The organism is Alkalicaulis satelles (assembly GCF_008630495.1).
Classification (GTDB): domain Bacteria; phylum Pseudomonadota; class Alphaproteobacteria; order Caulobacterales; family Maricaulaceae; genus Oceanicaulis; species Oceanicaulis satelles.
Window position 1 is genome coordinate 566,763 of sequence record NZ_VWOJ01000001.1, and the last position, 13,348, is coordinate 580,110.

Annotated in this window: 13 protein-coding genes; 5 read left to right on the plus strand and 8 right to left on the minus strand. The window is 67.8% G+C overall.

Annotated elements, in window-relative coordinates:
* Positions 1-3 precede the first annotated feature (3 nt).
* On the plus strand, positions 4-834 hold the full coding sequence (gene dapD / locus F1654_RS02775; protein WP_150021967.1) for a 2,3,4,5-tetrahydropyridine-2,6-dicarboxylate N-succinyltransferase: 831 nt from the start codon (positions 4-6) through the stop codon (positions 832-834).
* Between the two features lie 25 nt (positions 835-859).
* Here the strand turns inward: dapD and F1654_RS02780 are convergent, their stop codons facing one another.
* A complete protein-coding gene (locus F1654_RS02780; protein WP_150021968.1) occupies positions 860-1,522 on the minus strand; it encodes a hypothetical protein in 663 nt (220 codons plus the stop codon).
* Between the two features lie 376 nt (positions 1,523-1,898).
* Here F1654_RS02780 and dapE point away from each other — a divergent pair, with 376 nt between their 5' ends.
* Both dapE and F1654_RS02790 read left to right on the plus strand, forming a co-directional pair.
* Positions 1,899-3,062 (plus strand): succinyl-diaminopimelate desuccinylase, encoded by a 1,164-nt coding sequence (dapE, locus tag F1654_RS02785; protein ID WP_150021969.1) that lies wholly within the window; start codon positions 1,899-1,901, stop codon positions 3,060-3,062.
* 8 nt (positions 3,063-3,070) lie between these two features.
* Positions 3,071-3,643 (plus strand): hypothetical protein, encoded by a 573-nt coding sequence (locus F1654_RS02790; RefSeq protein ID WP_150021970.1) that lies wholly within the window; start codon positions 3,071-3,073, stop codon positions 3,641-3,643.
* On the opposite strand, the gene truA is transcribed toward F1654_RS02790, so the two are convergent.
* Together truA and fmt are read right to left on the minus strand one after the other, a co-directional pair.
* Positions 3,634-4,374, minus strand: coding sequence for a tRNA pseudouridine(38-40) synthase TruA (gene truA / locus F1654_RS02795; protein WP_150021971.1), 741 nt, complete (start codon positions 4,372-4,374; stop codon positions 3,634-3,636). The genes F1654_RS02790 and truA overlap by 10 nt on opposite strands.
* A gap of 3 nt (positions 4,375-4,377) precedes the next feature.
* Entirely contained in the window at positions 4,378-5,310 is a 933-nt protein-coding gene (gene fmt, locus F1654_RS02800) for a methionyl-tRNA formyltransferase (RefSeq protein WP_150021972.1), read from the minus strand.
* A gap of 109 nt (positions 5,311-5,419) precedes the next feature.
* Between fmt and F1654_RS02805 the strand changes: the two genes are divergently transcribed.
* Entirely contained in the window at positions 5,420-7,531 is a 2,112-nt protein-coding gene (locus F1654_RS02805; protein ID WP_199200430.1) for an alpha/beta hydrolase, read from the plus strand.
* A gap of 11 nt (positions 7,532-7,542) precedes the next feature.
* On the opposite strand, the gene F1654_RS02810 is transcribed toward F1654_RS02805, so the two are convergent.
* On the minus strand, positions 7,543-8,301 hold the full coding sequence (locus F1654_RS02810; protein ID WP_150021974.1) for a DUF547 domain-containing protein: 759 nt from the start codon (positions 8,299-8,301) through the stop codon (positions 7,543-7,545).
* A 125-nt stretch (positions 8,302-8,426) separates the two neighbouring features.
* On the opposite strand from F1654_RS02810, the gene F1654_RS02815 reads away from it, so the two are divergent.
* Positions 8,427-9,299, plus strand: coding sequence for an alpha/beta fold hydrolase (locus F1654_RS02815; RefSeq protein WP_150021975.1), 873 nt, complete (start codon positions 8,427-8,429; stop codon positions 9,297-9,299).
* A gap of 133 nt (positions 9,300-9,432) precedes the next feature.
* On the opposite strand, the gene gmk is transcribed toward F1654_RS02815, so the two are convergent.
* From gmk to fabF, 4 genes are read right to left on the minus strand one after another with little or no spacing between them, the layout of a single operon-like run.
* Positions 9,433-10,089: a guanylate kinase gene (gmk, locus tag F1654_RS02820; RefSeq protein WP_150021976.1), complete on the minus strand. Its 657-nt coding sequence runs from the start codon at positions 10,087-10,089 to the stop codon at positions 9,433-9,435.
* Between the two features lie 3 nt (positions 10,090-10,092).
* Positions 10,093-10,986 carry a YicC/YloC family endoribonuclease gene (locus tag F1654_RS02825; RefSeq protein WP_150021977.1) on the minus strand — a complete coding sequence of 298 codons (894 nt, stop codon included), beginning with the start codon at positions 10,984-10,986 and terminating at the stop codon, positions 10,093-10,095.
* Entirely contained in the window at positions 10,983-12,035 is a 1,053-nt protein-coding gene (gene mltG / locus F1654_RS02830; RefSeq protein ID WP_150021978.1) for an endolytic transglycosylase MltG, read from the minus strand. The genes F1654_RS02825 and mltG overlap by 4 nt, the downstream gene beginning before the upstream one ends.
* Positions 12,036-12,055: 20 nt before the next feature.
* Entirely contained in the window at positions 12,056-13,342 is a 1,287-nt protein-coding gene (gene fabF / locus F1654_RS02835; protein ID WP_150021979.1) for a beta-ketoacyl-ACP synthase II, read from the minus strand.
* Between the last annotated feature and the right edge of the window lie 6 nt (positions 13,343-13,348).

Genomic DNA, 13,348 nt, shown 5'->3' on the forward strand with positions numbered 1-13,348 from the left:
CCCATGACCGACGCCGCCCTCAAAGACGCCATCGACGCCGCCTGGGACGATCGCGCCGCCCTCACCCCTGAGAGCCGGGGTCCGGTGCGCGAGGCGGTGGAAACCGCGCTGGCCCTGCTCGACAGCGGCGCGGCGCGCGTGGCGTCGCCTGACGGCCAGGGCGGCTGGACGGTGCATGAATGGCTCAAGAAAGCCGTGCTGCTGTCCTTCCGCCTCAACGCCAATACGCTCATCTCCGGCGGTCCCGGCGAAGGCCCCTGGTGGGACAAGGTCCCCTCCAAGTTCGAAGGCTGGGGCGAGGCGGAATTCGCCGCCGCGGGCTTTCGCGCCGTGCCGCCCGCCGCCGTGCGCCGGGGCGCCTATATCGCGCGCAACGCCGTGCTGATGCCCTCCTACGTCAATATCGGCGCCTATGTGGACGAAGGCGCGATGATCGACACCTGGGCCACGGTGGGCTCCTGCGCCCAGATCGGCAAGAATGTGCACCTGTCCGGCGGCGCCGGGATTGGCGGCGTGCTCGAACCGGTCCAGGCCGCGCCGGTGATCATCGAGGATAATTGCTTCATCGGCGCGCGCGCCGAAGTGGCCGAAGGCGTGATCGTGCGCGAAGGCGCGGTCCTGTCCATGGGCGTCTATATCGGCGCCTCCACCAAGATCGTGGACCGCGCCACCGGCGAGGTGTTCCGCGGCGAGGTGCCGCCCTACGCCGTGGTGGTGCCCGGCGCCCTGCCCGATCCCAAGGGCGGCCCGTCGCTCTATTGCGCCGTCATCGTCAAGCGCGTGGACGCCCAGACCCGGTCAAAGACGAGCATCAACGCCCTGCTGCGCGATTGAGGCGGGCCGCAAGCCCCCTTAACCCCTAGCGCCGGAAATACTCGAAATTGTCGCCCCTCAGGCCGACAAAGCATCTTTGCGAGAACCCGTAACGCTGGAGCACGGCCAGCGCCTGCCGGGCGCCGGATTCATTATCGCCAAAATCAATCCGGCGTGTGTTCTCGTTGATGCGCCTTGTGCTGCCGAATGGCGGGGTCGGGTTTCCCAGAACCAGTTGCCATCCGCCGCCAGATCGCCGGACTGCAGCGGTTTCAGCGCTGAAGGCCAGGCAGTACTCGCCTCTCAACTGCCCCTCCGGGGCTTCCTGGCCCACCAGATGATACGTCATGGGCGGATTGGGCCTGCCGATATAGCAGGCCTGCGTGAAACCATAGTGCTGAACAATGTCCAGCGTGCGGTTCGCCCGGGCCTGCCCCCTCGCACCCAGATCCCATAGCCACTGATCCCCATCCACAATCTTCCAGCGTCCATCGCGGCGCGCCACCTCCAACTGATCGGGGCGCACTGGCAGACAATCCTCACGCTGGAAGACGGGCCTCTCCAATGGCTGCAAGGCCGGGCGTTGAATCTGCGGCGCCGGGCGCATCGCCTGTTGCTGAACGCTCTGCAGCCCAATCGCTTGTCCGCCGCGCTCCTGATCACGGCCGGCGGATTCAGGATCGGCCCAAGCTGCTGCTGCAAACGACACGAAAACTGCGCTGGTTACGCACAATAACCTGTGAGCAAAAATGGCGCTTCTCCCTCTGCCTCAAGGCCCCCTTAAGGCCGCGCACGGCCCTTAAATAAACTTTATTATGCCGTTCGAGTGCGTGTCAATCGTAAAAGCATTTATTGTTATTTTGTGAAACCTATAGATAATTTTTATTTAACTGTACTTTATTTCAAAGAATGCGCCCCAGACTTCAGCACCGCCAAAAAACAATGCAAGCGTGAAGCGGGGTTTGCACGGCCCGGGTTCCTGGACAGGCCCAAGACTGCATTCCTGAACCTGCGCGCCCAGAACGCCGCAGGCCAGGCGCGCAAGCCCCATGGCGCCATGACGCGTTTCGCCCTAAATCTGCACCATGCCCGACACACCCGCCCTGCCCGATCCGATCCCGCTGGCCCGCCGCCTGATCCAGGCGCCGTCGGTGACGCCTGCCGACGCGGGCGCGCTGGACGTGCTGGAGGAGGCGCTCAGCGCGCTGGGATTCTCCTGCACGCGCTATCCGTTTGGCGAGGTGGACAATCTCTATGCCCGGCTGGGCGATGCCGCGCCCGTCTTCTGTTTCGCCGGCCATACCGATGTGGTGCCGCCCGGGGCCGAGACCGCCTGGACCCACCCGCCCTTCGGGGCCGAGATCGACCAGGACCTGCTCTGGGGCCGCGGCGCGGCCGATATGAAAGGCGCCATAGCGTCCATGGTCGCGGCGGTGGAGGCCTATCTCGCCCGCCACGGCCAGCCCAGGGGCTCCATCGCCTTCCTCATCACCGGCGACGAGGAAGGGCCGGCGGTCAACGGCACGAAGAAGCTGCTGGAAGCCATCCATGCGCGCGGCGAGCGGCTGGACCATTGTCTGGTGGGCGAGCCCACCAATCCGGCTTCTGTGGGCGACACCATCAAGGTGGGCCGGCGCGGCTCGCTCAACGGCGTCATCACGGTGACAGGCCGCCAGGGCCATGTGGCCTATCCCGAGCGCGCCGATAATCCCATCCCGCCCCTGCTGGCGCTGCTGGGCCGGCTGACCGCGCGCACGCTCGATGACGGCGCGCCCCATTTCCAGCCCTCCAATCTGGAAGTGACCAGCATTGATGTGGGCAATGCGCCCCACAATGTCATTCCGGAGCAGGCGGCAGCGAAATTCAATATCCGCTTCAACATCGCCCACCAGGGCGGTGATCTGAAGCAATGGATCGAGGATGAGGCCGCCGCCGTGCGCGCCGGGTTCAATGGCCGCATCGCGCTGGATCTCACCGTCACCGGCGAGGCCTTCCTCACCGACCAGCCCGCCTTCACCGATCTTCTCAGAACCGCCGTCATCGAGGTCACCGGCAAGGCGCCGGCCCTGACCACGGGCGGGGGCACCTCGGATGCCCGCTTCATCAAGGATTATTGTCCGGTGGCCGAGTTCGGCCTGGTCGGCGCCACCATGCACCAGATCGACGAGCGCGTGCCTGTAGGTGATATCCGCCAGCTGGCCGCCATCTATACCCGCATTCTGGAACGCTATTTCGTGGCCTTCGCCTGATGCGCGCCATGCTGGCCGACACCCGGCTGCGCGTGCGCGGCGTCTTCGCCATGCTGGCCTTCCGCCCCGGATGGCGGGGCTGTTTCGACATCACCCCTGTTGGCGTGGGCCGCTCGTTCAACGGCGTTCTGCTGGCCCTGCCGGCGTTTTACATGATCGTGGTGGGCGCCAATATGCTGGTGGCGGACAATCCCGCCCTTTACAGCCCTGACGCGCGCACCGGTTTTGGCGAGGCGGCGCTGGCCTGGCTGCGCATCTGGGCGCTGTTTCCGCTGGCCGCCTGGCTCACCGTCAGGGTGATGGGCCTCTCAGAGCGCCTGGGCGCCTGGGTGGCGGTGCACAACTGGGCGGTGTTCGTGCTGTTGCACATCCAGGCCCTGATCTGGACGCTGTATCTGGCCGGGCTGGCCAATGCTGCGGCCCTTCAGGCTTTGATGGGGCTGTATGGCCTGGCCCGGTATTACGTGCACTGGCGCGTGGCCCATGGCGCTCTCGGCCTGCCGCCCGTGATGGCGGGCGCGGCCGCCGCGATCCCGCTGGTGATCGAGGCCATCGTGCTGGCGGCGCTGGCTTACGGATAGCGCACGAAGGCCAGATAGAGACCGTCCGGCGGGGCCACCGGCCCGCAGCGCGTGCGGTCTGCGGCCTTCAACGCATCGGCGAAATCACCCGGCGTCCACTTGCCCGAGCCCACCTCCACCAGCGAGCCGGTGATGGAGCGCACCTGACGGTGCAGGAAGCTGATCGCCTCCACGGTGAGCCTGACCTCGCCCCCTACCTCGCGCACGGTAATGGCGTCGATGGATTTGACCGGCGAGTCCGCCTGGCACTGGGCGTCGCGAAACGTCGTGAAATCATGGGTTCCCACCAGCGCCTGGGCCGCAGCGTGCATGGCCGCAGCGTCCAGCGGGCGCGGCACGCGCCAGGCCAGCCCCGCATCCAGCGCCAGCGGCGCGCGCCGGGCGATCATGCGGTAGACATAGCCGCGTTTGACCGCCGAGAAGCGGGCGTGAAAGCCCTCATCCACCCGGCGCACCGAGAGCACCGCCACCGGGTCCGGGCGCAGATGGTGATTGAGCGCATCGCGCACGGTGTCTTCGGGCAGATTCTTGACCAGATCCACATGGGCCGACTGGGCCAGCGCATGCACGCCCGAATCCGTGCGCCCTGCGCCATAGACATCGCGCGGGGCCCCATCCAGCGCGGCGGCTGCGCGCTCCAGCGCCGCCTGCACCGACGGGCCATTATCCTGACGCTGCCAGCCCACGAAGGGCCGGCCGTCATACTCGATGGTGAGGTGATAGCGCGGCATGGCTCAGCCCAGCTGGAGGCCTGGGGGAACCGGCGTCCCGCGCAGGAATTCTTCCGCCTCCATCACGCCGCGGCCCTCGCGCTGCAGGCGGGTCAGGCGCACCGCGCCGCGCCCGCAGGCGATCAGCAGGCGCTCATCCAGCACCTCGCCCGGCGTCCCCTCGCCGCGTTCGGGCGCTGCGAAATGCACCTTCACCCGCACCGGGCCCCTGGGCGCTTGCAGTTCAAACCAGGCGCCGGGAAAGGGCGACAGCCCGCGAATGGCGTCCGCCACCTCGCCCGCCGGGCGCGTCCAGTCGATGCGCGCCTCCTCGCGGGTGATCTTGCGGGCATAGGTGACGCCCTCTTCGGCCTGGGGCCGGGCGCTCAGCGATCCGCGCTCCAGCGCCGCCAGCGTGCGCGGCCAGAGCTGGGCGCCGGTGACCATCAACCTGTCATGCAGCGATCCGGCGGTGTCCGTATCGTGGATGGGAACCGTCTCGCTCATCAGCACCGGGCCGGTGTCCAGCCCCGCCTCCATCTGCATGATCTGCACGCCGGTGATCTCGTCGCCGGCCATGATGGCGCGCTGGATGGGCGCGGCCCCGCGCCAGCGCGGCAGAAGCGAGGCGTGCAGGTTGAGACAGCCCAGGCGCGGCGCGTCCAGTGCGCGTTGCGGCAATATCTGGCCATAGGCCACCACGCAGGCCGCATCCAGCTCCAGCGCCTCGAACGCGGCCAGAACATCCTCATCCCTGAAACTTTCCGGCGTGAACACCGGCAGGCCGAGCTGGCCGGCGAGCTGATGCACCGGCGTTTTCACGCTCGCCTGGCCGCGCCCGCGCGGGCGTTCGGGCTGGGTGTAGACCGCGGCGATCTCGTGGCCCGCCCCGGCGATCTCGGCCAGCGAGGCGGCGGCGAACCCGGGCGTTCCCATGAAAGCAAGACGAAGGCTCATAAGGCGCGGACCTAGCGCAATCGCGCCCGCCGCGCCAGCGCTCTCATGCGCCTTGACGGATCATCGCCCCTGCTTTCTGCTGGCGGCGGTTTCGAGGGGAGCTCCAGTCATGATCCGTATCATATCGGCCGCCGCCGCCCTGCTGGCTGCAGGCGCGCTCGCATGGGCCGATCAGCCCGAAGATGAGGGCCTGATCGCCCAGCCGCTCAATGATGCAGGTCTGGACGCCGATGTGGAAGGCGAGCGCCCCGCGCCCACGCTCAATGATGGCGCCGATATCGGTCCCACCCCCATGGTCTGCCCGTTCAAGGGCGCCATCGACTACGAGCCCGGCGACATCAGCTGCGGCGTGATCACCGTGCCGGAAAACCGCGAGCGCGACGGCTCGCGCCTGATCCAGCTGCATTATGTGCGCATCGCCGCCACCGGGCAGGACGAGGACGAGGAGGCCTACCGCGAAGACCCGGTGATCTATCTCACCGGCGGACCGGGCGTGGGCGTGGACGGCTATGTGGCGCGCCTGAAAGATCATGACATCGCCAAGACCCGCGATCTCTACATCCTCGAACAGCGCGGCATCGGCGCCAGCACCTCTTTCTGCCCCCACTTCAACCGCCTGGACCCGGCTCTCAACAACGCACGCGATCTCGACAAGATGATGATCGCCAACGCCGAACGCACCGCGCTGTGCTTCCGCGAAGCGGCGGCGCAGGGCATTGATCTTTCCGGCTACAACACGGTGGAGAACGCGCGCGACGTGCGCGCCCTGCGCCAGGCGCTGGGCTATGAGCAATGGAATGTCTGGGGCATTTCCTACGGCTCCCATCTGGGCCAGATGCTGCTGCGCGAGGACCCGGACGGCGTGCGCGCCCTGGTGCTGGACGCCATCGTGCCCAATGACGTGGAAGGCCTGTTCGATTTCGCCCGGCTGTTCGACACGCTGGTGGCCAATTTCGACCAGGACTGCTCGGGCGCGCGCGCCTGCCGCGATCTGGAAGCGCGCATGTTTGCGGCCATGGAAAGCCTGAGGGACGATCCGATCTATCTGCCGGCCGCTGACAGCGAGCTGGTTCCGGGCGGCGAAGTGTGGCTGCCGCCGGCCCTTCTGGCCTATCTGCCCTTCTCCATGGCCTATGAGGAAGCCACCTATCCCTTTATTCCGGCGGTGATTTCCAATCTCGCCGACGCCCTTCAACGGCGCGATCAACGCGTGCTGGACGGGCTGGCGGTAGCGCTGTCGTCCGATATGGGACCGGGCGGGGGCTTCAGCATGTCGCCAGGCATGTCCGCGGCGGTCCAGTGCAATGACGGCTATGTCCATGGCGAGGCGGATACCGCCGAGGCCAATGCCGATAGCCGCTGGGCCGGGCTCGTGATCTCGCCGGCCGGCGCGCGGCGCGCGGCGCAGGTGTGCGAGGAGGCCGGCCTGTTCCCGCGTCCGCGCGATCAGTACGCGCTGGTCCAGAGCGAGGTCCCCACCCTGATCGTCAATGGCGCCTGGGATCCGATCACCCCGCCCTGGCTGGCGGTCTATATCCATGAGGCCATGCCCGGCTCGCGCTATGTGGAAACGCCCTATGCGGGCCACGGTCCCACCCGCTCCATGCCCGAATGCGGCGGCCAGGTGATGCGCGATTTCTTCGACACGCGTGATCTGGACGGCCTTGACGCCTCCTGCCTTGAGGAAGGTCCGGGCGCGCCGGAATACGAGGACCTGGTCTGGACCACCGCCCTGTTCAAAATGCTGGCGCTGACGCCGGATGCGCCCGCCTCCTTCACCCTGCCCCTGATCTGGGCGGGCCTGCCCTCGCTGATCCTGCTCCTGGGCTTCCTGATGATCCCCGCCGCGCTGCTGGCGCGGGTGATCGACAAGCGCCCGGCCGCAGACATCGCCGCCCTCACCGGCGGGGCGCGCCTGACCGCCTGGCTCGCCGCGCTCAGCGCGCTGACCGGCGCGGCGCTGATCGGCGCAGGCGTCAGCCGGCTGGTTGAGGATGCCGATACAGCCCTTATCGCCGGGCTCGCCCAGCCCGCCGGCGCAGGGCTTTGGCTGCTTGTGCTGACGGGTTTGCTGGGGCTTGCGAGCCTTGCTCTGCTGATCCGCACAAAGCTCTCGGGCGAGCGGGTGCGCATCGGCTCGCTGACCGGGCTGGGCCTGATGGGCCTCAGCGCCGTGGCGCTGACCGCTTTCGCCATCGCCTTCGACCTCACCGCGTTCTGACGCGGTGAGGCTCAGTCCGGCCGGTTGAGCGACCAGTCATAGGCGTGGCGCACGATGCGGGGCCTGGCCGAGATCGCCTCGGCCAGCTCCGGCTCGGCGTAACGAAGCAGGTGCGCGATGACGCCTGCGTCATCACCGCCGAAATCCTCTTCATACCATTTGTAGATCCGTGAAATGACCAGGCCGCGCTGCGTTACGCTGACCCCGCGCGGATGATTGACATAGGCGCGCGCCGCGGCGTCCAGATCCTGCGCCAGCGTGTCCGCCCGCCAGGCCCGGTTGCGGATATTGGGGCATCCGATAGAGGCGCAATTGACCGCGTAATGCACCAGCGCCGCCTCGAATTGCGGACGCATAATGCCGTGCTCGATATCATCGAGCGACAGCGCGCGGCCCTCCACCGTCACGCGTTCGGCCCGCCACGGGCCGATGGAGAACAGGGTGGGGCGAATCTGCAGGATGGAGCGCGACGGGCTCTCCTCTACGATCAGGCGCACGGTCACGGCGTTGTAGAGATTGGCCCACAGCGCAAATTGCTCATCGCGCGCGAGCGAACCAACCGGCTGGGCCTCCAGCGCGGCGATATAGGCCTCCAGCGCCGCCCTGCCGGCCTCATCGCCTCGCAGGGCGTCATAATCAAACCGGTCCACCCCGTCGGCGCCGGGCGTCACATAGGCGTCCAGAAGCCGGTCCCAGGGCGCGTGCAGATCATCCTCAGCCATGGCGGCGCCGGACAGGATAAGGGCCATCAAGACGGCGATCAGGCGCATGGGGGGCTCCTGTGTGTCTGTTCATGTGCACATAAACATAGGGCGCAGCCGCGCGCCGGCCTTGCCCTGAGCCGCAAACTCGCCAGTTTGTGATCTCCCGCACGCCAGAAAGCCCGCCAAACGCCATGACCGATCCCGTGCGCCAGACCATCGCCCTGACCCAGGGCGACATCGCGCTTCTGACCTGGCCAGCGCCCGGGCGCCCGCGCCTGCTGGCCGCCCACGGCAATGGCTTTAACGCCATGAGCCTGAAAGCCATGCTGACGCCGCTGGCCGGCCGGTTCGACATCGTGGCGGCGGATTTGCGCGGCCATGGCCGCACCACACTGCCCACAGACCCGGCCAGCCATCATGGCTGGACTATTTTCGCGCGCGACCTGACCGCGCTGATGGGCGCCCTCGACCGCAAGCCGGATCTGCTCGCCGGCCATTCCATGGGCGCTGCGAGCCTGCTTCTGGCCGCTGGCGCCATGGACAATCCCCCGCCGCTCGCCCTGATCGAGCCGGTCGTGCTTCCTCCAGCGGTGTATCTGGCCGCCTATTCGCCCCTCTGGCCGCTCTTCCGTCGCCGTGTGGGCCTGGGCGAACGCGCACGCCGGCGCAGCAATGGCTGGCCGGACCGGAAGGCGGTCATGGACCGCTACCGCGCCAAACCACCCTTCGAGAGCTGGGCGCCGGGCGTGCTGGAGGATTATCTCCAGGACGGGCTCGTCGACACGCCAGACGGCGTGCGCCTGGCCTGCGATCCGGCCTGGGAGGGCGCCAATTTCGAAGCCAACCGCCATAACCTGATGGCCGCCGCGCGCAAGGCCGGGCAGCGCCTTCACGTGCTGCAGGCGGCCAACGGCTCCACAGTCCTTAATCCGTCAGGGCTCAAACAGCGCGGCGCCCGGCTGGAGACGCTTGAGGGCGTCAGCCATCTGGCCCCCATGGAAAACCCGGCGGGCGCCAGCGCCTGGGTGGCGCAAATCGCAGCGCGCGAGGGAATCCTGGGGTGACGCCCGGATTTCACGATAAAAGGGGGATGCGGCAGCCAGGCCCGGCGCAAGGGTTTGAAACGAAGCTTGGGCTTCCGTGTGACGCTTCGCGTCCTCCACCTGTCCAGTAAACGGGGCCGGAAAGAGACAGCCCCTACTCTTCCATCAGGGCGTCGACGAAACCGTCCAGCCAGGGATGGCGGGTGCGGCGCAGGCGTTCGGCGTGGAGGATCTGGTTGAGCTTTTCCAGCGCCAGGGCGAAGTCGTCATTGACCACCACATAATCGTACTCGCCCCAGTGAGCGATTTCCGATTTGGCGCGCTCCATGCGGCCATTGATGATCTCGTCAGTGTCCTGGGCGCGCTTTTTCAGCCGGTCGCGCAAGAGCTTGAGCGAGGGCGGCAGGATGAACACGCGCACCACGTCGTCGGGCGCCTGCTCGGTGAGCTTGCGCGCGCCCTGCCAGTCAATGTCGAAGACCACGTCGCGGCCCTCGTCCAGGGCTTCTTCCACCGGCCCCTTGGGGGTGCCGTAATAATGGTCGAACACCTTGGCCCACTCATAGAACTGGCCGTCGAAGGCCTGTTCGAGAAAGCGCTCTTCTTGGGTGAAGAAGTAATCGCGCCCGTCCTGCTCGCCGGGGCGGGGCGTGCGGGTGGTGGCCGAGACTGACAGCACCAGATCGGGGTTCTGGGCGATCAGGCGCTGGGACAGCGTGGTCTTGCCCGCGCCCGAGGGGCTGGACAAGACCAGCATCAGCCCGCGCCGCTGGCCGCGGAAGGCCGGTCCGGACAGGTGATCGCCGCTCATGGCCTACTCCACATTCTGCACCTGCTCGCGCAGGCGGTCCACGGCGGCCTTGAGCGCCAGCCCGATGCGCGTCAGCGCCGGATCTGACGATTTAGAGCACAGCGTATTGGCTTCGCGGTTGAACTCCTGGGACAGGAAATCGAGCTTGCGCCCGCACGGGCTGCCCGCTTTGAGGAGCGTGCGCGCCTCGGTCACATGGGCGGCCAGCCGGTCCAGCTCCTCGCGGATATCGGCCTTCACCGCCATCATCGCCGCTTCCTGGGCCAGGCGCTCGGGCTCGAGGCCGGAGGGCAGAAGCTCGTTGAACTTGGCTTCCAGGCGCGCCTTGATCGCTTCAGGCGAGGCGGCGTCCAGCCCGGCGGCGTCCCGGGTGAGTGTCCCGATCTCGTCGAGATGGCCGCTCAGCACCGCGCCCATGGCGGCGCCCTCGGCTTCACGCGCGCCCTGCAGAGCGGCGAGCGCCGCGTCAGCGGCGGCCAGCGCCGCCGCATTGAGCGCTTCAAGCGTCTCGTCAGACACGGTCTCGGCGTCGTCAGACAGGATCACGCCCTTGAGCGCCATCAGCTCGCCGGCGCTGGCCTGAGCGGCCAGGCCCTGATCGCTCAGCACGCGGGCGGCGCGGGCATAGGCGTCAAGGCGCGCTTCATCGATGCGCACGGCGGCTTCAGCCGCCTCGCGGTTCCAGGTCAGGGTCAACGTCACCGAGCCGCGCTGGAAGCGCGCCCGGACCGCCTCGCGCAAGGGGATTTCCAGCGCATCCAGTCCCGCCGGCAGGCGCAGGCGGACATCCAGCCCCTTGCCATTGACCGAGCGCGCCTCGGCGATGACCGATCCGAAAACGCCTTCACTGGCGCCGCGGCCAAAGCCGGTCATGCCCGACAGGGGTTTCGCGCTCATCGCCGTCCGCCCTGGGCGCGCTCGCGCTCGATGCGCCGCCATACCGCCACATGGCGGTTGTGCTCGGCATAGGTGGCCGAGAAGGCGTGCCCGCCCGTGCCGTCAGCCACGAAGAACAGATAATTGGTGTCGGGCGGATTGAGCACGGCCAGGATGGACGCGCGGCCCGGATTGGCGATGGGCGTCGGGGTCAGCCCGTTGATCTGATAGGTGTTGTACGGGTTGTTGGCGTTATCGAGCTCGGACCGCCTGATGCCCCGGCCCAGCGGTTCGCCCTGGGTGATCCCGTAAATGATCGTGGGATCGCTCTGCAGGCGCATGCCCCGGCGCAGCCGGTTGACGAACACCGAGGCCACCAGCGGGCGCTCCTCGGCCACACCGGTCTCCTTCTCCACGATGGAGGCGATGATGATCGCTTCTTCCGGCGTGGAGAACGGCAGATCGTCCGCCCGGTTGGGCCAGGCCTGTTCCAGCAAGCTGCGCTGGGCGGCCTCCATCCGGTCGATGACCTCCTGACGCGGCGTGCCCCGGTCAACCATATAGGTCTCGGGCAGAAGCGCGCCTTCAGCCGGAATGCGGGTGATCTCGCCGGTGAGCACGTCAGAGGCCTCCACCACGCGCACGATCATGGCGGTGGTCAGCCCTTCAGCGGCGGTGACGGCGTGCATGAGCGTGCGGCCCGAGCGCAAGAGGGCGTAGATGTCCTGCATGGAGGCGGCCTGCGGGATGCGGTACTCGCCCGCCCGCAAGGACCGCTCGCCCTGGTCGATCTGCACCATGACGCGGAACAGGCGCGCATCCTCGATCACGCCCTCGCGTTCCAGCTGGCTGGCGATGGCGATCAGGCCCGAACCGCGCGGCAGCATCACCACCGTGTCCTCGGCGGCGGGTCCGGCGGCGGTGAATTGCTGATTGAGCCAGACCCAGCCGGCATAGCCCGCCCCCGCCGCGATCAGGGCGGCGGCCACAAGCCCGGCGGCGAGCCATAGCAGCAGGCGCGCCACAAGGCCGGACCGGGGCTTGTCTGAACGTGTGGGCGCCTTGCCCATGAGCCGGCCTCCAGGAGCCGTCAGGCCCGCTTGAACACGACCGAGGCGTTGGTGCCGCCAAACCCAAAGGAATTGGACAGCACGGCGTCGAGCGATTTGCTGACCGCCTTGTGGGGGGCGAGATTGATCACGCTGTCCACCGAAGGATTGTCGAGATTGAGCGTGGGCGGGCAAATCCCGTCACGCATGGCCAGGATGGAGAAGATCGCCTCCACCGCGCCCGCCGCGCCCAGCAGGTGCCCCACCGACGATTTGGTCGAGCTCATCACCAGATCACTGGCGGCCGGGCCGAACAGGCGCTCCACCGCGCCCAGCTCGATCTCGTCGCCCTTGGGCGTGGAGGTGCCGTGGGCGTTCACATAGCCGATATCACCCGGCGCCATGCCGGCGCTGGCCAGCGCCGCGCGCATGGCGCGGAAACCGCCATCGCCGTCCTCGGACGGGGCGGTGATGTGATAGGCGTCGCCCGACAGGCCATAGCCGGCCACTTCGGCGTAGATCGTCGCGCCGCGGGCCTTGGCCGCCTCGTATTCTTCCAGGACGACCACCCCGGCGCCTTCGCCCATGACGAAGCCGTCGCGGTCCTTGTCCCAGGGACGGGACGCTTTCTGGGGCGTGTCGTTGAAGCCGGTGGACAGGGCGCGCGCCGCGCCGAAACCGGCATAACCCAGGCGCGTGATCGCGCTTTCGGCGCCGCCGGCCACCATCATGTCCGCATCGCCATAGGCGATCAGCCGGGCCGCGTCGCCAATGGCGTGGGCGCCGGTGGAGCAGGCGGTGACCACGGCATGGTTGGGGCCTTTGAGGCCGTTGCGGATCGAGACATGGCCGGAGACCAGATTGATCAGCATGGCCGGGATCACGAACGGCGAGAGCTTGCGCGGCCCGCGCTCGTGCAGGGTGATGGAGGCCTCGTAAATGGTCTCCAGACCGCCAATTCCCGACCCGATCAGCACGCCAGCGCGTTCGCGCGCGGCGTCATCGGCGGGCTCCCAGCCGGAGGATTTGAGCGCTTCGTCCGCTGCGGCGATGCCGTAGAGGATGAAGTCGTCAATGCGCTTCTGTTCGCGGGCGGGCAGCACCGCATCGGGATCAAACACGCCGGCCATGTCCGGCGATCCGCCCGCACGGCCATCGGCGCGCGGCACGATCCCGGCCACCTGGCTGGACAGATCGGACACGTCAAAGTGCCCGATCCGGGCCAGGCCCGAATGCCCGGCTGTCAGCCGGGACCAGACATGCCCGACCCCGCAACCCAGAGGAGTTACGAGGCCGAGACCTGTGACGACAACGCGGCGCCTGGACATTCGCGA